The sequence below is a fragment of the Streptomyces sp. NPDC093089 genome (genome assembly GCF_044754405.1).
Lineage (GTDB): Bacteria > Actinomycetota > Actinomycetes > Streptomycetales > Streptomycetaceae > Streptomyces.
Map to the genome: position 1 here is coordinate 189,559 of NZ_JBIVPA010000009.1, position 25,420 is coordinate 214,978.

Annotated in this window: 19 protein-coding genes; 9 read left to right on the forward strand and 10 right to left on the reverse strand. The window is 74.3% G+C overall.

Translation table 11 applies throughout. The features are described from left to right. Positions 1–62 precede the first annotated feature (62 nt). The 4 genes from ACIQFX_RS22310 to ACIQFX_RS22325 all read right to left on the reverse strand — a co-directional run bounded on the left by ACIQFX_RS22310 (position 63) and on the right by ACIQFX_RS22325 (position 4,111). Positions 63–578, reverse strand: a complete 516-nt coding sequence (locus ACIQFX_RS22310) for a PadR family transcriptional regulator (RefSeq protein ID WP_402466040.1) — start codon at positions 576–578, stop codon at positions 63–65. Positions 579–716: 138 nt separating this feature from the next. After that, on the reverse strand, positions 717–1,157 hold the full coding sequence (locus tag ACIQFX_RS22315) for an STAS domain-containing protein (protein WP_402466043.1): 441 nt from the start codon (positions 1,155–1,157) through the stop codon (positions 717–719). Positions 1,158–1,299: 142 nt separating this feature from the next. Continuing rightward, positions 1,300–2,547, reverse strand: coding sequence for an exo-alpha-sialidase (locus tag ACIQFX_RS22320; protein WP_402466045.1), 1,248 nt, complete (start codon positions 2,545–2,547; stop codon positions 1,300–1,302). A 151-nt stretch (positions 2,548–2,698) separates the two neighbouring features. Then, positions 2,699–4,111, reverse strand: a complete 1,413-nt coding sequence (locus tag ACIQFX_RS22325; RefSeq protein ID WP_402466048.1) for an aminopeptidase P family protein — start codon at positions 4,109–4,111, stop codon at positions 2,699–2,701. A 148-nt stretch (positions 4,112–4,259) separates the two neighbouring features. On the opposite strand from ACIQFX_RS22325, the gene ACIQFX_RS22330 reads away from it, so the two are divergent. Further along, positions 4,260–5,243: a LuxR family transcriptional regulator gene (locus tag ACIQFX_RS22330; RefSeq protein ID WP_402466050.1), complete on the forward strand. Its 984-nt coding sequence runs from the start codon at positions 4,260–4,262 to the stop codon at positions 5,241–5,243. Between the two features lie 46 nt (positions 5,244–5,289). Here ACIQFX_RS22330 and ACIQFX_RS22335 read toward each other — a convergent pair whose 3' ends face one another. Then, entirely contained in the window at positions 5,290–7,308 is a 2,019-nt protein-coding gene (locus tag ACIQFX_RS22335) for a prolyl oligopeptidase family protein (RefSeq protein WP_402466052.1), read from the reverse strand. A gap of 3 nt (positions 7,309–7,311) precedes the next feature. Beyond that, positions 7,312–7,860, reverse strand: coding sequence for an FABP family protein (locus ACIQFX_RS22340; protein ID WP_402466055.1), 549 nt, complete (start codon positions 7,858–7,860; stop codon positions 7,312–7,314). A gap of 142 nt (positions 7,861–8,002) precedes the next feature. Between ACIQFX_RS22340 and ACIQFX_RS22345 the strand changes: the two genes are divergently transcribed. The 3 genes from ACIQFX_RS22345 to ACIQFX_RS22355 all read left to right on the forward strand — a co-directional run bounded on the left by ACIQFX_RS22345 (position 8,003) and on the right by ACIQFX_RS22355 (position 10,646). After that, positions 8,003–8,086, forward strand: a complete 84-nt coding sequence (locus ACIQFX_RS22345; RefSeq protein ID WP_402466539.1) for a putative leader peptide — start codon at positions 8,003–8,005, stop codon at positions 8,084–8,086. A gap of 144 nt (positions 8,087–8,230) precedes the next feature. Further along, on the forward strand, positions 8,231–9,352 hold the full coding sequence (locus ACIQFX_RS22350; RefSeq protein ID WP_402466058.1) for an LLM class flavin-dependent oxidoreductase: 1,122 nt from the start codon (positions 8,231–8,233) through the stop codon (positions 9,350–9,352). A 226-nt stretch (positions 9,353–9,578) separates the two neighbouring features. Continuing rightward, positions 9,579–10,646 carry an NAD(P)-binding domain-containing protein gene (locus ACIQFX_RS22355; protein WP_402466542.1) on the forward strand — a complete coding sequence of 356 codons (1,068 nt, stop codon included), beginning with the start codon at positions 9,579–9,581 and terminating at the stop codon, positions 10,644–10,646. Between the two features lie 64 nt (positions 10,647–10,710). On the opposite strand, the gene mltG is transcribed toward ACIQFX_RS22355, so the two are convergent. Then, entirely contained in the window at positions 10,711–11,628 is a 918-nt protein-coding gene (gene mltG, locus ACIQFX_RS22360; RefSeq protein ID WP_402466060.1) for an endolytic transglycosylase MltG, read from the reverse strand. A gap of 288 nt (positions 11,629–11,916) precedes the next feature. Beyond that, a complete protein-coding gene (locus tag ACIQFX_RS22365; protein WP_402466063.1) occupies positions 11,917–13,761 on the reverse strand; it encodes an ABC transporter ATP-binding protein in 1,845 nt (614 codons plus the stop codon). A 90-nt stretch (positions 13,762–13,851) separates the two neighbouring features. Here ACIQFX_RS22365 and ACIQFX_RS22370 point away from each other — a divergent pair, with 90 nt between their 5' ends. The 3 genes from ACIQFX_RS22370 (at position 13,852) to ACIQFX_RS22380 (ending at position 18,988) form a co-directional block, all read left to right on the forward strand. Then, on the forward strand, positions 13,852–14,355 hold the full coding sequence (locus tag ACIQFX_RS22370; protein WP_402466065.1) for a MarR family winged helix-turn-helix transcriptional regulator: 504 nt from the start codon (positions 13,852–13,854) through the stop codon (positions 14,353–14,355). A 39-nt stretch (positions 14,356–14,394) separates the two neighbouring features. Further along, positions 14,395–17,319 (forward strand): FAD-binding and (Fe-S)-binding domain-containing protein, encoded by a 2,925-nt coding sequence (locus ACIQFX_RS22375; protein ID WP_402466069.1) that lies wholly within the window; start codon positions 14,395–14,397, stop codon positions 17,317–17,319. Positions 17,320–17,563: 244 nt separating this feature from the next. Further along, positions 17,564–18,988 (forward strand): Gfo/Idh/MocA family protein, encoded by a 1,425-nt coding sequence (locus tag ACIQFX_RS22380; protein WP_402466072.1) that lies wholly within the window; start codon positions 17,564–17,566, stop codon positions 18,986–18,988. Between the two features lie 69 nt (positions 18,989–19,057). Here ACIQFX_RS22380 and ACIQFX_RS22385 read toward each other — a convergent pair whose 3' ends face one another. Further along, on the reverse strand, positions 19,058–20,677 hold the full coding sequence (locus tag ACIQFX_RS22385; RefSeq protein ID WP_402466075.1) for a peptide-N4-asparagine amidase: 1,620 nt from the start codon (positions 20,675–20,677) through the stop codon (positions 19,058–19,060). 200 nt (positions 20,678–20,877) lie between these two features. On the opposite strand from ACIQFX_RS22385, the gene ACIQFX_RS22390 reads away from it, so the two are divergent. Next, positions 20,878–22,689, forward strand: coding sequence for an ABC transporter transmembrane domain-containing protein (locus ACIQFX_RS22390; RefSeq protein WP_402466078.1), 1,812 nt, complete (start codon positions 20,878–20,880; stop codon positions 22,687–22,689). Further along, complete coding sequence (locus ACIQFX_RS22395) at positions 22,686–24,467, forward strand: ABC transporter ATP-binding protein (protein WP_402466080.1); 1,782 nt, start codon at positions 22,686–22,688, stop codon at positions 24,465–24,467. Before ACIQFX_RS22390 ends, ACIQFX_RS22395 begins: the two co-directional genes overlap by 4 nt. A 157-nt stretch (positions 24,468–24,624) precedes the next feature. On the opposite strand, the gene ACIQFX_RS22400 is transcribed toward ACIQFX_RS22395, so the two are convergent. Further along, entirely contained in the window at positions 24,625–25,404 is a 780-nt protein-coding gene (locus tag ACIQFX_RS22400) for a DUF429 domain-containing protein (protein WP_402466082.1), read from the reverse strand. Positions 25,405–25,420 lie beyond the last annotated feature (16 nt).

Sequence of the window (25,420 nt, forward strand, 5' to 3'; positions counted from 1 at the left end):
TGTCTGGACTATGGAGGAAGGTAGGGCGGGGCCGGGCCCAGGTCAACCGGTCGGTAACGAACTCAGGGTTCGCGGCGCTCGACCCACTGCCAGAAATCGACCATCATCCGCTCATACCGGATGCCGAACTCCAGCGCCTCGCGCTGCCCGCGGGTCAGCAACTCACCCACGTCCACGGCCAGTTCCTCGTACCCGTCGAGGGTCTTGCGGTGCTCCTCCAGCTGGACCGGGGCGTGGACGCGCGGGCTCGCGCCGAACCACAGCTTGAGAATGCCCCGTTCGCGGGCCTCGACCGGGACGAAGGAGGGGTCGGCGAGCCAGCCGCGCAGGGCCTCCGCGCCCTCCTCGGTGAGCCGCATCAGGCGCCGGTTCCGGCCGCCCGACTGCCGGACCTCGGACAGGAGCCCCGCCTCCACGAGCCGGTCGCACTGGGCGTAGACCTGCGCGTGCGGCATCGACCAGAACGGCGCCACGGTCCGCGCCGCCTCGACCTTCACGTCGTACGGACTGGCCTCGCCCAGCTTGTCGATGATGCCGAGGACGAGGAAGGAGGGCGTGGTCAACCGGACTTCAGACATGCCGCCGACCGTACCGCGCTCCGCGCCCGAAGTCCCTGGTGAGGCGGCCATCCGCCACCCCCGCCGGTCGGGAAGCCGCCACGCGCGCGCCCCGGACCCGACCGTCCGGGAGCCCCTCGCCGGGCCCTTCCGCCACTCCTACGGGAAGCGTCCGGCGAGGCCCGGCCCCGACCACCCGGGCTCGGCGGAGGGCACGGGGAACACGGGGAGCGGCGGGAACGCGGTGTCCGGCTGGACCGCCGGCCCGTCCGGCGCGGCCTCCGGGCGGAGCAGGTCGACGAGCCCGCTGAGGCGGATGAGCCGGAGGATCCAGGGCTGGTCGCAGAGGAGTCGCCAACGGGTGCCGCGCCGGTGCGCGCGCCCGGCGCAGTGGGCGAGGAGGCCGAGCCCGGTGGCGTCGCAGAAGGTGAGGCGCCGGATGTCGACGGTCAGGGCGTCGGACTCCCGCACGAGGGCGTCGAGCTCGGGCCGCAGGTGCCGGACCAGGACGAGGTCGAGCTCACCGCGGAGCGCGGCGACGGTGGCACCGCCGGTCGATCGGACGACGAGGTAAGGGTCGTGACGGGGGATCAGCTGCATCGGGTGCTCCACAGGGTGGCTCCGCGTGTCACGTCGAGGGTGGCCGCGCCCTGGAATGAAGGGACGTTTCACCTTGACCGCTATCACCTGAATCGGTGAACTCTCCACCCCTTCGGCCCCGCCCGCGCGCCCGAACACCGAACTAGCGCTCGACCTCCGGCACTCCGCCCGCGCCGATCGGGATCCGCCGGAACTCGACGGTCTCGTAGGGGCTCGCGGTCCCCGTCTCGTGGAGGAGCCCGACCGTGCCCGCGTCCAGGCGCACCAGGTCCGAGTAGGCGGCCTTCCGCCGGGAGACGAGGAGCGGCGCGCGGAACGTCCGGCCGCCGTCCGTACTGCTCCACAGCGCGGGGTCCTCGCGGGCGGTCGGTACCGAGGGGGCCGAGAGGAGCAGGGCGCCGCCCGGCCCGCCGACGTACAGGACGCCGCCCTGCACCACGGGGACGCCGTCCAGGGTGCGCTGGGGGGTGAAGGGGCGCGCGAGGGTGGCGCCGCCGTCGGCCGACACGGCGTCCGCCCGGTTGCCCGGACTGGTGCCGAGCTGGTCGCGGGAGCTGAAGTAGAGTCTCCCGTCGGGGAGTTCGGCGACCGCGGACTCGTTCGTGTTGACGAGGCCGTCGTAGGTGTCGTCGACGAAGCCGAGGCGCCAGGTCCGTCCGCCGTCGTCGCTGAGGAGGGCGTGCGCCCCGTAGTGGCGGGGCTCGCGGCCGGTGTCCCCGGAGCCCGGGGCCGGCGGCGCGGAGTGGTTGGCGGGGACGACGAGGCGGCCGGCGTGCGGGCCCCGGGTCAGGGCGAGGGCGTGGCCGGGGCCGGTGGCGTACCAGCGCCACTCGGGTCGCTTCACGGACGCGGTGATCTCGCGCGGCGCGGAGAAGGTCCGGCCGTCGTCGGAGCTGCGCTGTACGAAGACCCGGCGGCCTCGCGCGGCGGGGACCTCTCCGCCCAGGATCCGCCCTTCCGTCGCCTCGCCGCCGTTGAACGAGCTGACGAGGACCACGTCGCCGGAGCGCGGGTCGACGACCGGCGCGGGGTTGCCGCGGGTGTCGCCGGCGCCGTCCGCGGCGACCGACTGCGGTCCCCAGGTGCACCCGCCGTCCTCCGAGCGCCGCACCACGATGTCGATGGCGCCGCTGTCCCCGGCGCCGCCGGACCGGCCCTCCGCGAAGGCGAGCACGGTGCCGGCCCGGGTCCGGACGACGGCCGGGATGCGGTAGCCCGCGTAGCCGCCCGCGCCGGAGGCGTACGGGACGGACGACGTACAGCCGGCGCCGGGCCCCGCACGGCCCGGCGCCGGTTCCCCCCGTCCCGATGGTCCGGTGCGGGCCGCGGCGAGCAGCCCCGCGGTGGTCACGGCGAGCACCGCGACCACGCCCACCGCCGCACGCCTCACGGGTCCTCCTGCCGCTCCGCCGCTGTTCCGCGGCTGTTCCACCGCGTCGCGGCTCACCGGCCGAAGGTCGCCGCCGGAGGAGGCGGCGACCTGAACGCGGGGACAACGCCGGGTTCCGCGCGGGCGAAACCCGTGGACGTCCTCCGGGGCGTCAGCCGGCGAACCGGGCCATCCACGCCTCGACGTCGGCCGAGGAGCGCGGCAGGCCCGCCGACAGGTTCTCGTGGCCGTCTTCGGTGACCAGGAGGTCGTCCTCGATCCGGACGCCGATGCCGCGCCACTCCTCGGGGACGGTCAGGTCGTCCGGCTGGAAGTACAGGCCGGGCTCGACGGTGAGGACCATGCCCGCTTCGAGGACGCCGCCGACGTACTCCTCGGTGCGGGCCTGCGCGCAGTCGTGGACGTCGAGACCGAGCATGTGGCCGGTGCCCGCCATGGTGAAGCGGCGCTGGAGGCCGAGCTCGTAGGCGCGGTCGACGGGGCCCTCGATGAAGCCCCACTCGACCAGCCGGGCTGCCAGGTGGCGCTGGGAGGCCTCGTGGAAGGCGCGGTACGGGGCGCCGGGCTTCACCGCGGCCATGCCGGCCTCCTGGGCCTCGTACACCGCGTCGTACACCTGGCGCTGCACGGGGCTGAAGGTGCCGCTGATGGGGAGGGTGCGGGTGACGTCGGCGGTGTAGAGGGAGTGGGTCTCCACGCCGGCGTCGAGCAGGAGGAGCTCGCCGGGCCGCACCGGGCCGTCGTTGTCGGTCCAGTGCATGATCGTGGCGTGCTCGCCGGCGGCGCAGATCGAGCCGTACCCGACGTGGTTGCCCTCCAGGCGGGCCCGGCGAAAGAAGGTGCCCTCGATCCACCGCTCGGACGAGGCGACCGCGCGGGACAGCTCGCCGACGCAGTCGGTGAAGCCGCGGACGGTGGAGTCGACGGCCTTGCGCATCTCGCCGATCTCCCACGCGTCCTTGACGAGCCGGAGTTCGCTGAGCGTGCCGTCCAGTTCGGTGTCGCGGTCCTCGTCGGTGGTGACGGCCGCTTCGAGGGCGGCGTCGACGCCGCGGACGATCCGGGTGGGCACGCCCGCGCCGGCGGCCAGGTCGTCGGCGAGGGAGCGGACGTCGCGGCAGGCGAGGCCGAGGACGACCTCGGACTCGGCGAGGGTGCGGCGGCGGCCCATCCACAGCTCCGCCGTGTAGCCCATCCAGAACTCGTCGCTGTCCCGGCTGTCGCGGGGCAGCTGGTAGCAGTAGGCGTCGTGGCCGCCGTCCGCGCGGGGTTCGAGGACGAGCGCGCAGTCGCGGGCCTGGTCGCCGGTCATGTGCACGTAGCCGGAGTACGCGCGGAAGGGGTACGTGTCGTCGTTGGAGCGGGTCTTGAGGTTGCCCGACGGGATCACCAGGCGCTCGCCGGGGAAGCGGGCGGAGAGCGCGGCGCGGCGGCGGGCCGCGTGCGGGGCCTGCTCGTCGGGTTCGAGATCGTGCCGCTCGGTGTCCGCCCAGCCGGTCCTCATGAGGGCGGAAAGCTCCTCGGAGACGCCGTTGTAGAGGCCGTTCTTGCGACCCTTCGCCACGTCCTGCACCTTCTTCCGGGTGAGTTGCCAGGCCACCGGTGGTCGGTGGCATCCGGACGGTACTGCGCCGCGCGGCCGCCGGGTGCCCAGGACCGCCAGTGGCACTGATCGGCCACCGCGGGGGTGACGGGGGACGATAATGCGGTCCATGGCGAACGCGAAGCTCAGTGAGGCGCTCCGGCTTCTGGGGATCGGCGACGAGGCCGGCCGGGTCTATCTGAAGCTCCTCGAACTCGGCCCCGCACCGCTCGGCGCCATCGGGTCCGCGGCCGGTCTGACGGGCGCCGGGCTGGCGGCGGCGTACGGGGAGCTGGTCGACGCCGGTCTGGCGAGCGCCGCCGAGGAGGGGCCCGAGGTGGTGGCGCCGGTGCCGCCGGCCGCCGGTCTCGAGATCCTCGGCCGGCACCGGGCGGCAGAGCTCGACGAGTCCCGGATCACCGTCGGCGGCGCGTTCGAGACCTTCCGGCGGCAGCGGCTCGCCTCGCACGGCGACCACCTCGTGGAGATCGTCACCGGGGACGCCGTGGGGCTCCGGATGCGCCAGGCGTGGACGAGCGCGCGCGAGCAGATCCGACAGCTCGACTCACCGCCGTACTTCCCCCTGCCGGGAGCCACCGAGGACGCGCTGGCGACGCTCGCCCGCGGGGTGACGCAGCGGGTCGTGTACTCGCGGGAGTCCCTGGAGCACCCGGGGAACCTGGAGTCGGCCATCGAGCCGTGCATCGAGGCCGGGGAGCAGGCCAGGGTCCTGCCGTCGGTGCCGGTGAAACTCGTGATCATCGACGAGGCGTACGCGATGGTGTCCCTGTCGATCAAGGAGTCGGACGTCCACAACACCATGCTGGTGGTGCAGCCGTGCGGGCTGCTCTCCGCGCTCGTGGCCCTGTTCGAGCAGGCCTGGCAGAGCGCGCTGCCCTTCCACGGCCGCGCCACCCGGCCCGCCGGCCTCCTGCCCGCGGACCGGCGTCTGCTGCGTCTCCTCGCGGGCGGCGCGGCCGACGAGGTCATCGCCCGCGAGCTCGGCGTCAGCCGCCGCACGCTCTTCCGCCGCATCCAGGTCCTGATGGCCCGGCTCGGCGCGACGAACCGGTTCCAGCTGGCGCTCCAGGCCCAGCGCTCGGGCTGGCTGTGACCCGGGGCCCCGGTCGCGGCCGGGGCACCGGGTCACCGCCGCCGCGTCAGGTGAGGTGCCGACGCAGGAAGGTGTACATCAGGGCGCTGTTGTGCGCGGCCTGCTCGTTGTCGCCCGCGCCCGCGTGGCCGCCGCCGGTGTTCTCGTGGAAGAGCACCGGATGGCCGAGCTCCCGCAGCCGGGCCGCCGTCTTCCGGGCGTGCCCGGGGTGGACGCGGTCGTCGCGGGTCGAGGTCATGAGGAGGACCGGCGGGTACGGCCGGTCCGCCGCGAGCCCGTGGTACGGCGAGAGGTCCAGCAGGTGCGGCAGGTCGGCCTCGTCGTCCGGATCGCCGTACTCGGCGATCCAGGACGCGCCCGCGAGGAGCTTGTGGAAGCGGGCCATGTCGAGGAGCGGCACCTGGGCGACGATCGCGCCGAACAGCTCCGGATGGCGGGTGAGCATCGCGCCCATCAGCAGCCCGCCGTTGCTGCCGCCCGCCGCCCCGAGCGCGCCCGGTGTGGTGATGCCCCGGGCGACGAGGTCCTCGGCGACGGCCGCGAAGTCCTCGAAGGCCCGCGGCCGCTCGGCGCGGAGCGCGGCCTGGTGCCAGTCCGGCCCGTACTCGCCGCCGCCGCGGATGTTCGCGATGACGTAGGTGCCGCCCTGTTCCAGCCACGCCCGGCCGGTCACCCCGCCGTAGTACGGGGTGAGGGAGACCTCGAAGCCGCCGTAGCCGTAGAGCAGCGTGGGGCCGGGGCCGGTGGCGGCGTGGTCGGGACCGATGACGAAGTAGGGCACGCGGGTGCCGTCCCGGGAGGTCGCGAAGTGCTGCGCCACGGAGAGGCCGGCGGTGTCGAAGCGTTCCGGGGCCTGCTTGAGCGTCTCGGAGTCGCCGCCGATCCGCCCGCGGTACAGGGAGGACGACTGGAGGAAGCCGGAGACGTCCAGGAAGTACTCGTCGGAGACGTCCGGGTCGGTGTCGACCACGCTGACGGCGGACAGCTCGGGGACCCCGACGAGCGGTTCGCGGGTCCATCCGCCGCCGGGGGCGGGGGTGAGGACCTCGATGCGGGTGCTGACGTCCCGCAGCGTCTCCAGGATCAGATGGCCGCGGGTCCAGGCGTGCCCGGCCAGGGCCGTGCGGCCGTCGGGGGTGAACAGCACCTCGGGGGTGCGGTCGCCGGCCAGGAAGGCGTCGAAGTCGAAGGCGAGCAGGGAGCCGGTGGGCTGCCCCAGCCAGTCGGACTTCAGGGTGACGATCAGGTGCTTGCGGTGCGCGTAGGCGAGGGCGTCGTCCGGTACGTCGATCCGGACCAGGGTGCCGTCCGGCCGGAGCAGGTGGGTCTCGCTGCGGAAGAAGTCCAGCGAGCGGCCGACGAAGTCCCGTTCGAAGCCCGGCGTGCTGTCGTGCTGCCCCCAGGCCGACACGTCGTCCTGCCCGGCCTCGAAGACGAGTTCGGCCTCGGCGACCGGGGTGCCGCGCCGCCATCTGCGGACCTGGCGCGGGTAGCCGGAGTCGGTGAGCGCGCCGGCACCGGTGTCCGTGCCGACGAAGACGGTGTCGGCGTCGATCCACCCGATCCGCGTCTTCGCCTCCGGCAGCCGGAACCCGTCCGCGACGAACTCCCTTTTCTCCAGGTCGAATTCGCGGACCACGACGGCGTCCCCGCCGTCCCGCGACAGCCGGATCAGCGCCAGGTCGTGGTCCGGGCGGCGCACCCGCGCCCCGTCCCACACCCACTTCTCGCCCTCGGCGTCGGCGAGGGCGTCGAGGTCGAGGAGGACGTCCCACTCGGGGGCGTCCTTGCGGTACTGCTCCAGTGTCGTGCGCCGCCACAGGCCCCGCACGTGCTCGGCGTCCCGCCAGAAGTTGTAGAGGTGCGGGCCGCGGCGGACGGTGTACGGGATGCGGTCCGAGGCGTCGAGCACCTCCCGCAGCCGCTTCTTCAGCGGGTCGAAGCCGGGGTCGGCGGCGAGCGCCTCGGCGGTCTCGGCGTTCCGCTCGGCCACCCAGGCGAGCGCGGCCTCGCCCGACACGTCCTCCAACCAGAGGTACGGGTCGACGTCGGTCTCTTCTCCCATGTGCTACTTCCCGTCCTCACGTCGCAGCTGTGCCGAAAGGTGGTGGCGCAACGGCTGCCCGACCGCCGCGAGGTCGTGGAGGAAGTCGAGCGTGCCGTCGTCCGCGAGCGTATAGCGGCGGCGGGTCGCCTCGACGTGCTTCGCCGTGGGAGCGAGGGCGACCGTGTGCGTGGCGAGGTCGACCGCGCCGTCCCCCGCCCGGCCGACCATGATCTCCGCGATGCCGGTCGGCTGGGTGATCAGCGCCTCCACGCCGCCGTCCGGCTTCATCCGCCACCAGCCGCTCTCTCGCGCCGCCGGGCGCAGCGGGGTCCCGTCCGCGTCGACGATCCAGGCGCGCGCCTCGTAGTGGAGGAAGGGCCGCCCGTCGTGGCTGAAGGTGACCTCCTGCTCGTACGCGAACTCCTCGGCGAGCGTCGGGTACTCGCCCCTGCCGCGGCCGACCCACGTCCCGAGCAGGCCGGCCACGGGTGCGAGCAGCTCGTGCGGGGCGGGCGGCTCCTCCGGCGCCAGGGCGTCGGGGTAGGGGTACTGCCGCTCGCGGTCGATCATGTGGTGCGCTCCGGGGTCGGGTTCGGTACCGGATCGCAGCTTAGGGGGCGTCCTGCCGATCAGGCCGGATCGGGGAGCGGGGTCCGGTCCGGGCTCCGAGACGGCCGTTGACCCGGCGGGGGGCGGCGGCTACGTTCGCGCCATGTCGCGTACAGCCCCGCTCACCTCGCGTGGTCACATCGACCTGCTCCGGGTGGCCTCCGCCGCGTGTCGCCGCGGCCGCTGACGCCCTCTCGCCCCACCACCTTCCCCTCTCCGTCCCGGGGTCCCCCGTGCGCGCGTGTCCGCTCCGCGCCCGCGGGCGCCGGGGCGCACCCTCACGTGGCCCTCGGCCCAGGCGGCCGCGGCACGTCCGCGGAAAGACCTCCTGATGACCGTTCACCTGCACTGGTTCCTGCCGACCGGCGGCGACGGCCGGACCCTCGTCGACCGGCACGCCTACGCGGACGGGGGGATCACCCGGAACGGGAGGGTGTCCGGTGTGCGCGCCCCCGACGTCGACTACCTGGTCCAGATCGCGAAGGCCGCCGAGCGGCTGGGGTTCGAGGCGGTGCTGACCCCGACCGGGACGTGGTGCGAGGACGCGTGGCTGACCACCATGGCCCTGGCCCAGCACACGGAGCGGCTCAGGTTCCTGGTGGCGTTCCGGCCGGGTGCGGTCTCCCCGGTCCTGGCGGCGCAGATGGCGGCCACGTACCAGCGGATCACCCGTGGCCGGCTGCTGCTCAACGTGGTCACCGGCGGGGACGCGGCCGAGCAGCGGCGGTTCGGCGACCACCTCGACCACGACCGGCGGTACGCGCGCACGGCCGAGTTCCTTTCGGTGGTGCGGGGCGTCTGGGGCGGCCGGCCGTTCGACTTCGAGGGCGAGCACTTCCGGATCCACGGCGGGCTGACGGCGCTGCCGCCGGACCCGCTGCCCGAGGTCTTCTTCGGCGGCTCGTCCGAGGCGGCCGGACCGGTGGCCGCGGAGCACGCGGACGTCTACCTCACCTGGGGTGAGCCGCCGTGGCAGGTGAAGGAGAAGATCGACTGGATCCGGGGGCTCGCGGAGGAGCGCGGCCGGACGGTCCGGTTCGGGATCCGGATCCACACGATCGCGCGCGACTCGGCGCGCGAGGCCTGGGCGACGGCCGACCGGCTGCTCTCCGACGTCGGCCCCGGGACGGTCGCCGCCGCGCAGGAGGCCCTCGGGCGCACCGAGTCCGTCGGCCAGCGGCGGATGCCGGCCCTGCACCGCGGGGGCTCGCTCGACCGGAACGAGCTGGAGATCGCGCCGAACCTGTGGGCGGGCGTCGGCCTGGTGCGGGGCGGGGCGGGGACGGCGCTCGTCGGCAGCCACGCCGACGTCGCGGACCGGATCGAGGAGTACCACGACCTGGGCGTCGAGCACTTCGTGCTCTCCGGCTACCCGCACCTGGAGGAGGCGTACCGGTTCGGCGAGGGCGTGCGCCCCGAGCTCGCCGCGCGCGGACTGCTGCCCGCGGGGTAGCGGGAGCGGGGTGCGGAGGGGTGGCGGGGTGTCGGGGCGGTGGGTTCCGGGTGCCGGCGTTCCCGGCACCGAGGTCCGGCGTGCCGGGGCCCGGCGTTCCGGGGTGCAGAAGTACGGGTGGCCCGGGTCCAGGAAGATCCGCGCCCCGGCGCCGGTTGGTAGAAGTGTGAACGATTTCGAGGTCGAAGAGGCCGCAGCCGGGGAACGGGGCGCGGAGGCCCGCACGGTGGACGTCGTCGTCATCGGCGCCGGACAGGCGGGCCTCTCGGCCGCCTTCCACCTGCGGCGCGCCGGCGTGGAGCCGGACCGGGACTTCGTCGTCCTCGACCACGCCCCGCGCGCCGGCGGCGCCTGGCAGTTCCGGTGGCCCTCCCTCACGTACGGCAAGGTCCACGGCATGCACGCGCTGCCCGGCATGGAGCTGACCGGCGCCGATCCGGCCCGGCCGTCCTCGGAGGTGATCGGCGCGTACTTCGACACCTACGAGCGCACCTTCGACCTGCGGGTCCACCGGCCCGTCGACGTCACCGCCGTCCGGGAGGGCGAGGACGGGCGGCTGCGGGTGGAGACCTCGGAGGGGGTGTACGCGACCCGCGCCCTGATCAACGCCACCGGCACCTGGGACCGGCCGTTCTGGCCGCGCTATCCGGGCCAGGAGACGTTCCGCGGGCGCCAGCTGCACACCGCCGGCTACCCGGGCCCCGAGGCCTTCGCGGGGAAGCGGGTGCTCGTCGTCGGCGGCGGCGCCTCCGGAACGCAGCACCTGATGGAGATCGCCGACGTCGCCGCCGAGACGTTCTGGGTCACCCGGCGCGAGCCCGTCTACCGCGAGGGGCCGTTCGGGGAAGCCGAGGGGCGGGCCGCCGTCGCGCTCGTCGAGGAACGCGTCCGGCGCGGGCTTCCCCCACGGAGCGTCGTCTCGGTCACCGGGCTGCCCCTGAACGACGCGATCCGCGCGGCGCGCGAGCGCGGGATCCTCGACCGCCTGCCGATGTTCGACCGCGTCACCCCGACCGGGGTGGCCTGGGACGACGGCCGGACCGCCGACGTGGACGTGATCCTCTGGGCCACCGGGTTCCGGGCGGCGATCGACCACCTGACCCCCCTGCGGCTGCGGGAACCCGGCGGCGGCATCCGGGTCGAGGGGACGCGCGCGGTGCGGGACGAGCGCGTCCACCTCGTCGGCTACGGCCCGTCGGCCTCGACGATCGGCGCCAACCGGGCCGGCCGCGCCGCCGTCTCCGACATCCGCCGCCTCCTCGCCCGCGAGCGGACCGGCGTCACGACCGGCTGAGACCAGGTTGTGGGCCCGGTCGCGGGCCCGGCCGCGACGGAGGCGAGGCGCAGGACCGGCCGCCTCACTGCGCGGCCGCGCTCCGGTTGGCGTTGAACTCGGCCACGTTCGCCCGGTGGGCCTCGTAGTCGGCGGTGAAACGGGTGTCGCCGGGGGCGACCGTGACGAAGTAGAGCCAGTCGCCGTCCGCGGGGCGGAGCACCGCGTCCAGCGCCTGGTCCCCCGGATTGCCGATGGGGGTCGGCGGGAGGCCCTTGCGCTCGTAGGTGTTGTACGGGCTGGTGCTCCGGGTGTCCTCGTACGTCGTGTCCACGGTGCTGCGGCCCAGCGCGTAGTTGAGGGTGGAGTCCATCTGGAGGGCCATGTCCCGGGCGAGGCGGTTGTGCACGACCCGGGCGACCTTGGCCATGTCCTCCGGGTTGTCGGCCTCGGCCTGGACGATGCTGGCCGCGATCACCGCCTGGTGGACGCTCAGTCCGTGCGCCCGCGCCCCCTCGGCGACCCGCGGGGCCCCGAAGCGCTTGCCGGCGGTGTCCACCATGAAGCGCAGCAGCCCTTCGGGGGAGGTGGCGGCGAGCACCGGGTAGGTCGCGGGGAAGAGGTAGCCCTCGGGGTTGCCGCCGGCCTCGGCGGGCAGCGGGAGGGCGGTGCCGCGCGCGGTCGCCTTCTTCCTCGCCGTTCCCGCGGGCAGGCCGAGGGCCCGGTCGACGGCGGTGTACACCTGGCCGGTCCGCCAGCCCTCGGGAACGAGCAGGTTGCGGGGCTGTTCGACGGCCGGTTCGTCGGGGGTGAGCAGCAGCGGGACGGAGATCGCGGCGGCCACGGTGAGCAGGGCTCCGAGCAGCAGCACGAGGCGGCCGCGCCGGGTGAGCCGCGGGCCGCGGGTGCGGCGGGGAGGCCGGGGCAGCGCGGGACGGCGGGGCCTCCGCGCGCGGCGGGGACGGCCCGCGGGGACGTACGGGGACGGCGACCGGTAGGTCATGGCCGCACGCTAACCCGGCCCGTACGGGAATCCGGGGAACCCGCGCACGCGGCGGCGCCGCCGGTTCCCTGGGACGGGGAACCGGCGGCGCCGGGCACTGCGATCGTCAGACGAGCCAGCCCAGGAAGTGGAGGACGCCGGCGAGCAGGTTGGTGATGACGTTCATGGTGGTGCTTCTCCTCGTACAGGTTCATCAGTGGGACGGTGCGGTCGCGGTCTGCAGCCCTTCGCTCGCACTCCGTAATCATCCGACGCCGTACGGGAGCGGGGCAACGATTCCCGGGACGATCACACGTTCTGGGGAACAACCGCTCCCACGTTCGCCTGTTCGGTACGGGCGTCCCTGCGGACCAGGGCCGCGTACCTCCCGTCCAGGGCGAGCAGCTCCTCGTGCGTGCCGCGCTCGGCGATCCGGCCGTCCTCCAGGACGACGATCTGGTCGGCGTCGCGGACGGTGGAGAGCCGGTGCGCGATGGTGATGGTGGTGCGGCCCTCGGACAGGGAGTCGATGGCCCGCTGCACCGCATGCTCCGTCCGGGTGTCGAGGGCGCTGGTCGCCTCGTCGAGGATGAGCACGGGCGGGTCGCGCAGGATGGTGCGGGCGATGGCCAGGCGCTGCTTCTCGCCGCCGGAGAAGCGGTAGCCGCGCTCGCCGACGAGGGTGTCGTACCCGTCGGGGAGCGAGGCGATGTGGTCGTGGATCTGGGCGGCGCGCGCGGCGGCCTCTATCTCCTCGACGGTGGCGTCCGGCTTGGCGAAGCGCAGGTTGTCGGCGACGGAGGCGTGGAAGAGGTACGTCTCCTGGGAGACCACGCCGACCGCGCGGGCGAGCGTGTCGAAGTCGAGGTCGCGCACGTCGACGCCGTCGAGGGTGACCCGGCCGCCGGTCACGTCGTACAGCCGGGGCACCAGGTAGCTGAGGGTGGACTTGCCGGAGCCGGTGGGGCCCACGACGGCCAGGCTGCCCCCGGCGGGGACGGCCAGGTCGATGGCGTCGAGGGTCGGGCGGCCCGTCGCCTCGGGGTCGTAGCGGAACTCGACCTTCTCGAAGGAGACCTCGCCGCGGACCTTCGGCAGCCGGACCGGCTCGGCGGGCTCGTCGATGTCGACGGGCAGGTCGAGGTACTCGAAGATGCGCTGGAAGAGCGCGAGGGAGGTCTGCATCTGGACGCCGGTCGACAGCAGGCTCACGGCGGGCCGGAAGAGGCCCTGCTGGAGCGTGACGAAGGCGACGAGCGTGCCGAGCGAGATCGTGGCGCCGCCCGGGCCGAGCGCGATGCCGGCGGCCCAGTAGACCAGGGCGGGCATGGCGGCCATGACGATGCTGATGGTGGACATCCGCCAGCGTCCGGCCATGGAGGAGCGCACTTCGAGGTCGACGAGGCGCTCGGACTCCGCGGCGAAGGACCGCGTGAGGGAGTCGGCGCGGCCCATGGTGCGGCCGAGCAGGATGCCGCTGACCGAGAGGGACTCGGTGACGGTGGCGGCCATGGCGGCCATCTGCTTCTGGCGCTGGGTGGTGATCCGCTTGCGCTCGCGGCCGACCCGCCGGCTGATCCAGACGAAGACGGGCAGCAGGAGCAGCGAGACGAGGGTGAGGCGCCAGTCGAGGGCGAGCATGGCGACCACGGTCGCGACGACGGCGGTGAGGTTGGAGACGAGCGAGGTGGCAGTCGAGGTGACGGTCGCCTGCATGCCGCCGATGTCGTTGGCGATGCGGGACTGGACCTCGCCCGTGCGGGTGCGGGTGAAGAAGGCGAGCGGCATCCGCTGGAGCTGCTCGTACACCCCGGTGCGCAGGTCGTGCATGACGCGCTGGCCGACGGTGGTGGAGATGAGGGTCTGGAGCACGCCGAACACGCCGTTCAGCACGGCGGTGGCGATCATGCCGAGGGCGAGCAGGCTGAGCAGCCCGGTGCGGCCCTGCGGGATCGCGGTGTCCAGGACCTCCTTGAGCAGGAACGGCGAGGCGACCGAGACGAGCGAGGCGGCGCCGACCAGGAGGCCGACGAGCGCGAGGCGCGCGCGGTAGGGACGGAACAGCCGCAGGATGCGCCGCAGCTGGGCGGGCTCCTTCGGCCGGGTGGAGTCACGGGGTGGTGGCGTCCAGTCGGACTGGTCGTGGGGGCGCATGGGCTCCTTCGGAGGATCGACAGTTTCCAGCAGAGCATAGCTCATTGTTACCTATGCTCACAATGAACGTGGTCCTGATATTGTTCCCGCATGACCTCCTCCGACCGCACGGACGCGTCCGACCGCACGGGCGACGGGCCGGCCGGCGGGCCGGGCACGCCCGACGCCGACGGGCTCCTCGCCGAGCAGCTGCTGCGGCTCACCCGCCGTCTGCACCGCATCCAGAAGCACCACCTGGAACCGGTCGGCATCACTCCCGCCCAGTCCAGGCTCCTGCGCACGGTCGCGCACTTCGGCGAGCCGCCCCGGATGGCCGATCTCGCCGCCCGCCTCGAAGTCGTCCCCAGGGCCGTGACCAGTCTCGTCGACGGTCTGGAGGCGGGCGACCGGGTGCGCCGGGTGCCCGATCCGCACAACCGCCGGGTGATACGGATCGAGCTCACCGACGCGGGACGCGCCACGCTGCGGGAGCTGCGCAGCGCGCGCCGGGCGGCGGCAGAGGACATCCTTGCTCCATTGACCGTCGAACAGCGCGAGGTGCTCGGAGGTCTGCTGTCCGCCCTGGTCGACCGCGGCCCGGAGAGCGGCTGCTGATCCGCCCGGCACGGGGACGCGCCGAAGGGGAGCCGTGCCATGCCACTCCTTGAGCCGCGTCCGCAGGCCCTTCGTCCCGGGACGAAGCGGACTCCGGCGCCGGACCGGGTGCCGGAACTCCAGGCGCGGGGCACACCCCGCGCCCTGCGCGAGGAGCTGGTCGAGCTCCTCGGCCCGGACAAGGTCCTGTCGAGCATCTCCGACCTGGTGCGGTACGCCTCGGACGCGAGCCCGTACCGCTTCGTGCCGCAGGTCGTCGTCGTCGCCGAGGACATCGACGACATCTCCACGATCCTGTCGTACGCGCACGGCAAGGGCCGCGAGGTCGTCTTCCGGGCCGCCGGGACCAGCCTCAACGGCCAGGCGCAGGGCGAGGACATCCTCGTCGACGTCCGCCGCCACTGGGTGGGCGTCGAGGTCCTGGACGACGGCGCCCGCGCCCGCGTCCGTCCCGGCACCACGGTCGTCCGGGCCAACGCGGCGCTCGCGCCGTACGGGCGGGTGCTCGGTCCCGACCCGGCCAGCGCGGTCGCGTGCACGATCGGCGGGGTCGTCGCCAACAACGCGTCGGGCATGACGGCCGGGACGACCCGGAACTCGTACCGGACCGTCTCCTCCCTCACCTTCGTGCTGCCGAGCGGCACCGTCGTGGACACCGGCGACCCGGCCGCCGACGAGGAGCTCGCGCGCGCCGAGCCGAGGCTGTGCGCGGAGCTGCTCGCGCTGAAGGCCGAGATCGAGGCCGACGCCGAGCTCACCGCCCGGATCCGGGCCAAGTACGCGATCAAGAACACCAACGGCTACCGGCTCGACGCCTTCCTCGACGGCGCCACTCCCGCGGAGATCCTGCGGGGTCTCATGGTCGGGTCCGAGGGCACCTTCGGCTTCATCTCCGAAGTCGTCTTCGACACCCTGCCGCTGGACCGGGAGGTCTCCACCGGGCTCCTCTTCTTCCCCTCGCTGCCGGCCGCCGCCGCGGCCGTGCCGCTGTTCAACGAGGCGGGGGCGCTCGCCGTCGAGCTGATGGACGGCAACACCCTGCGGGCCTCGGTGCGCGTCGCGGGCGTGCCCTCCGACTGGGCGGACCTGCCCAAGGAGACGGCGGCGCTCCTCGTCGAGTTCCGGGCCCCGGACGCGGCGGCCCTCGACGCGTACGAGCGGGCGGCCGAGGCCGTCCTCGCCGGGCTCGACCCGGTCGCCCCGGTGCCGTCCGCGGAGAACGCGTTCACCAGGGACACGAAGCGGATCTCCGGGTACTGGAAGGCCCGCAAGGCGTTCGTGACGGCGGTCGGCGGCTCGCGCCCCTCCGGCACGACGCTGATCACCGAGGACTTCGCGGTGCCGCCGGACCGCCTCGCGGAGGCCTGCGCCGCGCTGCTCGACCTCCAGGCCCGGCACGGCTTCGACGCGGCCGTCGCCGGTCACGCCGCCCACGGCAACCTCCACTTCCTGCTCGCCTTCGACGCCGCCGACCCCTCCGACGTCGAGCGGTACGCGGCCTTCATGGACGAGTTCTGCAAGCTGACCGTGGAGCGCTTCGACGGCTCGCTGAAGGCCGAGCACGCCACCGGCCGCAACCTCGCGCCCTTCCTGGAGCTGGAGTGGGGCACGCGCGCGACCGATCTGATGTGGCGGGTCAAGGAGGCCGTCGACCCCGACGGGGTGCTCGCCCCGCGGATCGTCCTCGACCGGGACCCGCAGGCCCATCTGCGCGGCCTGAAGTCGATCCCGTCCGTGGAGCGGATCGCCGACCCCTGCATCGAGTGCGGCTTCTGCGAACCGACGTGCCCCAGCCACGACCTGACGACCACTCCGCGCCAGCGGATCGTGCTGCGCCGCGAGATGATGCGGCAGGCCGACGGCTCCCCCGTCGAGGCGCGCCTCCTGGAGTCCTACGGCTACGACGCGGTCGACACCTGCGCCGGCGACTCCACGTGCAAGCTGGCCTGTCCGGTCGGGATCGACACCGGTGCGCTGATGAAGGAGTTCCGGCACGAGCGGCACTCGCCGCGCGAGGAGCGGGCGGCCGCCCTGGCCGCCAGGAACTTCCGCGCGGTGGAGGCCTCCGCCCGGCTCGCGGTCGCCGCGGCGGACCGGATCGGCGACCGGGTCCTGGAGTCGGCGACGGGCCTGGCGCGGCGGGTGGTGCGCCCCGACCTCGTACCGGAGTGGCTGCCGGAGATCCCCGGCGCGGCGGCCCGGCGGCTGCCCCGCACCCACCGCCCGGCGGCCGTCGCCGTCTACTACCCGGCCTGTGTGAACCGCATCTTCGCCGGCCCCGACGGGCACTCCGGCCCGTCGCTGCCGGAGGCCGTCGTCGCGGTGTCGGCGCGGGCCGGGAAGCCGGTGTGGATCCCGGACGACGTGGCCGGTACGTGCTGCGCCACGATCTGGCACTCCAAGGGGTACGAGCAGGGCAACGAGGTGATGGCGAACCGGATCGTCGAGGCGGCCTGGGGGTGGACGGCCGGCGGGAAGCTGCCGCTCGTGGTGGACGCCTCCTCGTGCACGCTCGGCATCGCTCACGAGGTGGTGCCGTACCTGACGGACGACAACCGGGAGCTGCACGCCGAGCTGACGGTGGTGGACTCGCTGGTGTGGGCGGCGGACGAGCTGCTCCCCCGGCTCGACGTGCGCCGCCGGGTCGCCTCCGCCGTGGTCCATCCGACGTGCTCGATGCGGCACCTGGGCGACGAGGACCGGCTGACGGCGCTCGCCGGGGCCTGCGCGGAGGAGGTCGTGGTCCCCGTCGACGCGGGCTGCTGCGCCTTCGCGGGCGACCGCGGCATGCTGCATCCGGAGTTGACGGCGTCGGCGACGGCCCGCGAGGCGGCCGAGGTCACGGCCCGCCCGTTCGACGCGCACCTCTCGGCCAACCGCATGTGCGAGATCGGGATGGACCGGGCGACGGGCCGGAGCTACCAGTCCGTCCTGCTGGCGCTCGAACACGCGACGCGCCCCTGACGAGCCGTCACGTCACCGGCCGTCACGACCGGTCGAAGGACCCCTCACCCCCGGCGGTGAGGGGTCCTTCGTATGTTCGGGTGATGATCGCCGGTCGCTCCCGCCCGGTGCGATATCCGGAACAGTAAAGTCCAACCACCCGTCGCAAGAGTCCTATCGGCGCCCTTGCGCACCATCGGCCACCGGGGCCAGGGTCCTGTGCGGGATTCATGAAACAGCCGTGCACACAGCTCCGGGAGGTTCCATGAACGAGCAGACACCGCCCACCCCGAGCCGCCGCAAGGTGCTCAGGACCACCGCGGCGGCCGGCGCGGGCCTCGGCATCACCGCCACCGGCGCCCCGGGTGCCGCCGCGTCCACCGTCTCCGCCCCGTCCGCCACCACCGTGTCCCCCGCCGCCGCGGCCGAACCGCGCCGTCGCGCCGCCGCCACCATGGCGGGAGTGCCCTTCGAGCGCCGCTCCACGGTCCGCGTCGGGCTCGTCGGCCTCGGCAACCGGGGCAGCGCGATGATCGGCCTCTACCTCGCCCTCCCCTGGGTGCGGGTGGTCGCCGTCTGCGACCCGGTGCGCGAGAAGGCCGAGCGGGCCGGCGCGAAGGTCGTCGCCGCGGGCCGGCCCGCCCCGGCCGTCTACACCAACGGCGAGGAGGACTACGAGAACCTCTGCGCCCGCACCGACCTCGACTTCGTCCACGTGGCCACCCCCTGGGACAGCCACTACGCCATCGCCCGGGCGGCGATGCTGAACGGCAAGCACGTCGGCGTGGAGTGCCCGGTCGCGATGCGGCTCGACGAGCTGTGGTCGCTCGTCGACCTGTCGGAGCAGACCCGCCGGCACTGCATGCAGCTGGAGAACTGCTGCTACGGGCGGAACGAGATGCGGGTCCTGCGGATGGCGCACGCCGGCAGGTTCGGCGACCTGCTGCACGGCGCCGGCGCCTACAACCACGACCTGCGCGCCCTGATGTTCTCCCCGACGTACTACGAGGGGCCCTGGCGCCGGCGGTGGCACACGCAGCTGCGCGGCGACCTCTACCCCAACCACGGCTTCGGGCCCGTCGCCAACTACATGGACGTCAACCGGGGCGACCGGGCGGTGAGCATCAGCAGCTTCGGGACCCCGGCGCTCGGCCTCGCCGAGTACCGCGCGGAACACCTGCCGCCCGGCGACCCGAGCTGGAAGGAGACGTACATCGGGAGCGACCGGACGGTCAGTCTGGTCCAGACGGCCAAGGGCCGGGTGATCCGGCTGGAGCACGACGTCTCCACCCCGCACCCGTACAGCAGGATCAACAGCCTGGGCGGCACGCGGGGCGTCTTCGAGGACTATCCGGCCCGGATCTACCTGGAGCCGGACCACACGGACGACCAGTGGGGCGACTTCTCGGCCTACGCGGCCGAGTTCGACCACTGGCTCTGGAAGGACCACGCCAACCCGCCCGGCGGCCACGGCGGCATGGACTACATCATGGTCTACCGGCTGATGCAGTGCCTGCAGCTGGGACTCGTCCCGGACTTCGACGTGTACGACGCCGCCACCTGGACCGCTCCGGTGCCGCTGAGCCACGCCTCGATCAAGGCCAAGGGCGCGCCGCAGGAGATCCCGGACTTCACCCGCGGCGAGTGGACCAAGGCCCGTTCGGGCGTGGACTCGGTCAAGCCGGTCTGAGCCCCGGGCGGCCGTGCCTCGCGGACGGTGCCCGGCCCCCACCCGCGGGGGCCGGGCGCCGTCGCCGGTTCAGCAGCGGTTCAGGTCCTCCGTGAGCGTGCCCTGAACGGTCGTCAGGGTCCGGTCGTGGCAGCCGTCGGAGCCGTACAGCCGGTAGCGCTCGGTCGTGGTGCCGACCGCGTGCCGCTGGTCGCGCGGGACGCCGGAGGTGTACGTGGCGTCCCCGGTGTACGTGTCGTCGAGGCGCGACCAGGACAGGCGCCGCCCGTCGCGCACGACGAGGGTGTCGGCGCGGTCCCCGAGCGTGAGGACCGTCCGGAGCCGGTCGCCCGCGCCGACCGTCGTCTCGCCGTCCATGGTGTAGGCGCGCCGCACGCCGGTGACGGTCCGGCCGGAGGTCACGGTCTCGTCGTCGGTCCAGCGGGCGGTGTAGGCGTCCGGGTTCTCGCCGTCGCCCCACCGGTGGACGGAGGCGTGGGCGACGGAGCGGACGACGGTGGTGTCGACGCGGCCGTGCGAGGTGTTCAGGTGGCCGGCGACGGTCAGCCGGTGTGCGGCGTCCGTGTCGAGCCGGTGCGGGGTCGCGCCCCCGGAACCCGCCGTGTACACGGACGTGTTGCGCGGGCCCCCCTCCTCGTGGCGGTCGAGGCCGCCGGTGACGACCCGGCTGCCCTCGTCCTGCCAGAGCAGCACGTTGGTGGGGGTGGACCAGCCCGCCAGGCCGGCCGGGACCCCGGCGACCGTGACCTCCACGCGGTGGGCGCGGCCGTCGTTGAGCCGGGCGGCGAAGGGGGTCAGGTCGTAGACGATCGGCTGGACGTCGAAGGCGCGGGGTGCGGGGGTGACGTACCAGAGGAACGGGTTGGACCAGCCGCCGGTCCAGACCGTGGGGAAGGGGGCGGCGATGCCGGCGAGCGTGCCGTCCACGGTGACGCGGACCTCGCGATGCGGGCCCTCGCTCGCGCGGCAGGAGTACGGGGCGGCGTCGGGGGCGGAGAGGTACCAGTACTCCTCGCAGCCGCCGCCCGAGCCGGTGGCGTACACCTCGGCGAGGAGGCGTTCGGTGTTGCGCGGGGTGGTGAGGGTGGCGCCGGTGAGCGGGATCACCCGGTCGGGCGTACCGGCGGCGGGTTTCACGCGGCCCTCGGCGGTGTGGAAGGTGAGGGTGACGCGGACGTCGAGCACGCCGGTGTACGTCTCGTTCACGACATTGCCGATGAGCATCTCGACCGGCTGCGGGCGGGCGAGGGTGTCGCGGTAGCGGGTGACGTCCTTCTCGACGGACCAGGCGATGCCGTCGGGCGAGGGCTGGGGGGTGGAGGTGCGGAGGATCTCCACGCCGCCGACCGCGAGGTGGCCGAGCCGGTCGTACTGGCGGCCCTTCACGCGTCCTTCGAGGCGCAGGACGATCTTGTTCCAGCGGGTGCCGCACTCCTTCGGCGGGGCGTAACTCCCCTGGTACGGGGTGAAGTCGCGGAACTGCGCGGCGGCGAGGAGGACCTCGCAGCTGCGGGTGCCGGGGGTCTCGACGGGCGGGGCGGCGGTGACCGGGTCGTGCCAGTCGGTGGTGAACTCGGCCGGGGGCGTCGGGCCGTTCGGGCCGTCGGCGGCGGCCGGCTGGGCGGCGAGCAGGGCTCCGGCGGCCAGGATCAGACCGCTGATCATGCTCATGATCTTGAGTGATCTCATGGGGCAGGAGTGAAGCGCGGCCACCGCGGCACGGTCCAGAGGACGATGAGCGGACATGGCGCGATCTGTTCCCTCATGGGGAAAATCGATTGCCGCGCTCCGGCGAAGAAGCGAACCTTGCACGGTTTCCCCCGCCCGCGCCGCCGCCACCCACCCCTGGCGCGCGGTCCCCCAGACACACCCGGAGACCCTGGGACGCCATGCAGATTCGAGATCTTCCCTACGCCGACCCAGGGGTCCCCGACATCCGCTCGGGCGCCCGGTTCCTCGTCTGGCTCGGCCGTCAGCAACTCGGCGGGCAGGTGAAGTCCCTGCTCTGGGGACTGCTGCACCACCTGGGCATCGCCGGCCTCCCCCTCGGCACCGGCATCGCCGTACAGGCGGTCGTCGACCGCGACGGCGGGCGGCTCGCGCTCGCCGGCGGACTGCTCGCCGTCCTCGGTGCCGCCATCGCCATCGGCGACGTCATGCTCCACCGCACCGCCGTCACCAACTGGATCACGGCGGCCGCCCGGGTCCAGCAGCTGCTCTCCCGCAAGACCGCCGAACTCGGCTCCGTGCTGACCCGCCGGGTCGCCGCGGGCGAGGTCGTCGCGGTCTCCACCGGCGACGTCGAGAAGATCGGCTGGTTCGTGGAGGCGCTCTCCCGGTTCGCCGCCGGAGCCGTCGCCCTGGTGGTCATCTGCGTGGGCCTCACCGTCTACCAGCCCGCCCTGGGCGTCGTGGTGGCCGTCGGCGTCCCCGTCCTGGCCCTCGCGGTGCTGCCGCTCCTCCCCCGCGCGACCCGCCGGGCCGACGTCCAGCGCGAGAAGGCGGGCAAGGCCACCGAGCTCGCCTCCGACACCGTCGCCGGCCTGCGCGTGCTGCGCGGCATCGGCGGCGAGGACCTGTTCCTCGGCCGCTACCGCGCCGCCTCCCAGGAGGTCCGCAAGGCCGCCGTGCACAGCGCGCGGATGTGGGCGCTGATCGCCGCCATCCAGGTCGTGCTGCCCGGCGTGCTCCTCATCGTCGTGGTGGCGTACGGGACCCGGCTCGCGCTCGACGGCCGGATCACGGTCGGCGAACTGGTCACGGTGTACAGCGCCGTGGCCCTCACCCACCACCCGCTGCGCAACTTCGAGGAGATCGCCATGGCGTACTCCTTCTCCCGCCCGTCCGCGAAACGGGCGGCCCGGGTCCTCGCCCTGTCCCGCACCACGACGACCGCGGCCGGCGACGGGAACGGGGAACGTCGCGCGACCGGCGACCTCTACGACCCGCTGACCGGGCTGCTCGCCCCGGCCGGCCGGTTCACCGCCGTCGTCTGCGGCGACCCGGACGTGGCCGGACGGCTCGCGGACCGGCTCGGCGGCCACCCGGCCGAACCGGACGCCGACCACACCTCGGTGCTCCTCGGCGGCGTCCCGCTCGACGAGCTGACCCTGGACTCGGCCCGCACGGCCGTCCTCGTGCAGGACAAGGACCCGGTGCTGCTCTCGGGCACCCTGAGCGAGCTGCTCGACGTGCCCGCCTCCGGCGCGGTCGCGGCGGCGGACGCACTGGCCGCCGCGCAGTGCGACGACGTCCTCGACGCGCTGGCGCAGGCCTCCGTGGACACCGGCGGCGACCCGATGCGCACCCGCATCACCGAGCGGGGCAGGTCGCTCTCCGGCGGCCAGCGCCAGCGGCTCGCCCTCGCCCGGTCCCTGGTGGCCGACCCCGAGGTGCTCGTCCTCGACGAGCCCACCTCGGCGGTCGACGCGCACACCGAGTCGCGGGTCGCCGAGGGCGTCAAGGAGCTGAGGAAGGCCAGGACCACCGTGGTCCTCGCCTCCTCGCCGCTGCTCCTGGACCGCGCCGACCGGGTCGTCCTGGTCCACGAGGGCCAGGCCGTCGCGGTCGGCACCCACCGCGAGCTGCTCGCCGGCGAGCCCCGCTACCGCGCGGTGGTCACCCGCGAGACCGACGAGGAACTCGCGGCGGCCGTCGGCCGCGTCGGCGAACTCGAAGCACTGGAAGGGGAATCGGCATGATCGGCCTGGCGCCGCCGGAGTACGACCCGGCGGCCCCGACGACGGCGACGACGCTGCCCGTCGCCGCCCCCGCGACCGTCCGCGGCTACGTCCGCGAGCTGCTGAAGCGGCACCGCCGCGCGTTCGCGCTGCTCATCGGGGTGAACGCGGTCGCCGTGATCGCGTCGATGGCGGGCCCGTACCTGCTCGGCTCGGTGGTGGACGCGCTCGCGGACGGGGCGCGGGAGCTGCACCTGGAGCGCACGGTCGCGCTGTTCGCGGTCGCGCTGCTCGTCCAGACCGTCTTCGTGCGGCTCGTCCGGCTGCGCGGGGCGATGCTCGGCGAGGAGATGCTCGCCGACCTGCGCGAGGACTTCCTCGTCCGCGCGGTCGGGCTGCCGCCCGGCGTGCTGGAGCGGGCCGGGACCGGCGACCTGCTCTCCCGGATCACCACGGACGTCGACCGGCTCTCCAACGCGATGCGGGAGGCCGTGCCCCAGCTGGCGATCGGCGTCGTGTGGGCGGGGCTGCTGCTCGGCGGCCTCGCGGTCACGTCGCCGCCGCTGGCGCTCGCCGCGCTGCTCGCCGCGCCGCTGCTGATCGTCGGCAGCCGCTGGTACTTCAAGCGGGCGCCCGCCGCGTACCGCTCGGAGTCCGCGGGGTACGCGGCGGTCGCCGGCGCGCTGGCCGAGACGGTCGACGCCGGACGCACGGTCGAGGCGCACCGCCTGGGCGCGCGCCGGATCGCCCTGTCGGACCGGCGCATCTCCGAGTGGGTGGCCTGGGAGCGGTACACCCTCTTCCTGCGCTCGGTGCTGTTCCCCGTCGTCAACCTCACCCACATGACGGTGCTGTGCGCGGTGCTCCTGCTCGGCGGGGTGTTCGTGCTCCAGGGCTGGATCGACGTGGGCCAGCTGACGACGGGCGCGCTCCTCTCGCAGATGCTGGTGGACCCGATCGGCATCGTGCTGCGCTGGTACGACGAGCTCCAGGTCGCGCAGGTGTCGCTGGCGCGGCTCGTCGGCGTCCGGGACATCGAGCCGGCCGCGGGCGACCGGGACGTGCGGCCCGAGGGCCGGGCGGTCCGGGCCGACGAGGTCCGCTTCGGCTACCGGGAGGGCGTCGACGTCCTGCACGAGGTGTCGCTGAAGGTGGCGCCCGGCACCCGGCTCGCCCTGGTCGGCCCGTCCGGCGCGGGGAAGTCCACGCTCGGCCGGCTGCTCGCCGGCATCTACGCCCCGCGCACCGGTTCCGTGACCCTCGGCGCCGCCGAGCTGGCGCGGATGCCCGCCGAGCGGGTCCGCGAGCACGTGGCCCTGGTCAACCAGGAGCACCACGTGTTCGTCGGCTCGCTCCGGGACAACCTGCTGCTGGCCAGGTCGGGGGCCGGCGACACCGAGCTGTGGGCCGCCCTGGCGGCGGTCGACGCGGACGGCTGGGCGCGCGGGCTCGGCAAGGGCCTGGACACCGAGGTCGGCTCGGGCGGCCACGCGCTGACCCCGGCGCAGGCCCAGCAGATCGCCCTGGCCCGGCTCGTCCTCGCGGATCCGCACACCCTGGTCCTGGACGAGGCGACCTCGCTCCTCGACCCCCGCGCGGCCCGGCACCTGGAGCGGTCCCTCGGCCGCGTCCTCGACGGGCGCACGGTCGTGGCCATCGCCCACCGGCTCCACACCGCCCACGACGCCGACCTGATCGCGGTCGTCGAGGCGGGCCGCATCAGCGAGCTCGGCAGCCACGACGAACTGGTCGCGGCGGACGGCGCGTACGCGGCCCTGTGGAGGTCGTGGCACGGCTGACCGGCGACCGAGGGCCCTCACCGGCCACGGCGAAGGGGGCCCGCACCGGAACTCCGGTGCGGGCCCCCTTCGCGTCCTCCGCGCGATCGGACGAGCCGCTGGGAGGTGTCGCGCTCGATCACGCCGGGCTTGATCGAGCGAGGCACCCCCTAGTCCCCTAGCCGCGAAGGCCGGCGAGGGGCGCGCCGCGGCGTGGGAGGTGCATCCAGCCCTCGATCGCGGCGGCGGCCCGCTCCTCCTCGGTCTCGGGCAGATCCGTGAGGCCCAGGGCGGCGGCGCGGGCGACGAGGGCGGAGACGAGGGCGTCGAGGTCGTGGTCGCTGTGGGCACAGCGCTCGCGCACGGGCGCGGGCAGCGTCAGGCCGAGGCCGTGTTCGAGTGCCTCGACGATCGCCACTCGGGCGGGGCCGCCGTCCTTCCCCTTGTACGTCCCCGCCGGCGCGAGCCCCCACTGGAGCAGCGCGTAGGCGGGGTAGACCTCGAGGACCGGGCCGGAGCCGTCGCGGGGCAGGGCGGGGCCGCCGTCCGCGAGCCGTTCCATCAGCTCGGCGGCGCGCATCGCGACGACGCCCAGCTTGTCCGCCGAGACGGACAGCGGCCGCTGCTTGCCCGCCCCGGTCCGCTTCCAGGCCACGTCGTCGGTGAGGCGGTGGGTGAACCTGTTGCCCAGGCCGGGCCTGCCGTCCTCGCGCGGCCCGTAGCCGCCCCTCACGGGCAGTGCGGCGCCCGCCCGGTGCGCGCCGAGGAGGGCGGCGAAGGCGACGGGCCAGCCCAGCGGCGAGTCGAGCCCGGTGCGGTCCGCGGAGCGCACCGCGGCCAGCAGGTCCTCGTCGCTCCTGCCGGGGAGGAGTTCGACCGCGGGCTCGTCGGACCAGGTCACCCGGCACACGCCGGTCGTGCCGGTGCGGCCGGCGAGATCGATTCCCGCCGTGACCATGACACCGTCGCCCCGG

Bases quoted from the DNA above. Each gene is read 5' to 3' on its own strand.
- ACIQFX_RS22310 (WP_402466040.1), bottom strand. From the start codon at position 578: ATGTCTGAAGTCCGGTTGACCACGCCCTCCTTCCTCGTCCTCGGCATC.
- ACIQFX_RS22315 (WP_402466043.1), bottom strand. From the start codon at position 1,157: ATGCAGCTGATCCCCCGTCACGACCCTTACCTCGTCGTCCGATCGACC.
- ACIQFX_RS22330 (WP_402466050.1), top strand. From the start codon at position 4,260: ATGGCGAACGCGAAGCTCAGTGAGGCGCTCCGGCTTCTGGGGATCGGC.
- ACIQFX_RS22335 (WP_402466052.1), bottom strand. From the start codon at position 7,308: ATGGGAGAAGAGACCGACGTCGACCCGTACCTCTGGTTGGAGGACGTG.
- ACIQFX_RS22340 (WP_402466055.1), bottom strand. From the start codon at position 7,860: ATGATCGACCGCGAGCGGCAGTACCCCTACCCCGACGCCCTGGCGCCG.
- ACIQFX_RS22345 (WP_402466539.1), top strand. From the start codon at position 8,003: ATGTCGCGTACAGCCCCGCTCACCTCGCGTGGTCACATCGACCTGCTC.
- ACIQFX_RS22350 (WP_402466058.1), top strand. From the start codon at position 8,231: ATGACCGTTCACCTGCACTGGTTCCTGCCGACCGGCGGCGACGGCCGG.
- mltG (WP_402466060.1), bottom strand. From the start codon at position 11,628: ATGACCTACCGGTCGCCGTCCCCGTACGTCCCCGCGGGCCGTCCCCGC.
- ACIQFX_RS22365 (WP_402466063.1), bottom strand. From the start codon at position 13,761: ATGCGCCCCCACGACCAGTCCGACTGGACGCCACCACCCCGTGACTCC.
- ACIQFX_RS22370 (WP_402466065.1), top strand. From the start codon at position 13,852: ATGACCTCCTCCGACCGCACGGACGCGTCCGACCGCACGGGCGACGGG.
- ACIQFX_RS22375 (WP_402466069.1), top strand. From the start codon at position 14,395: ATGCCACTCCTTGAGCCGCGTCCGCAGGCCCTTCGTCCCGGGACGAAG.
- ACIQFX_RS22380 (WP_402466072.1), top strand. From the start codon at position 17,564: ATGAACGAGCAGACACCGCCCACCCCGAGCCGCCGCAAGGTGCTCAGG.
- ACIQFX_RS22385 (WP_402466075.1), bottom strand. From the start codon at position 20,677: ATGAGATCACTCAAGATCATGAGCATGATCAGCGGTCTGATCCTGGCC.
- ACIQFX_RS22390 (WP_402466078.1), top strand. From the start codon at position 20,878: ATGCAGATTCGAGATCTTCCCTACGCCGACCCAGGGGTCCCCGACATC.
- ACIQFX_RS22395 (WP_402466080.1), top strand. From the start codon at position 22,686: ATGATCGGCCTGGCGCCGCCGGAGTACGACCCGGCGGCCCCGACGACG.
- ACIQFX_RS22400 (WP_402466082.1), bottom strand. From the start codon at position 25,404: ATGGTCACGGCGGGAATCGATCTCGCCGGCCGCACCGGCACGACCGGC.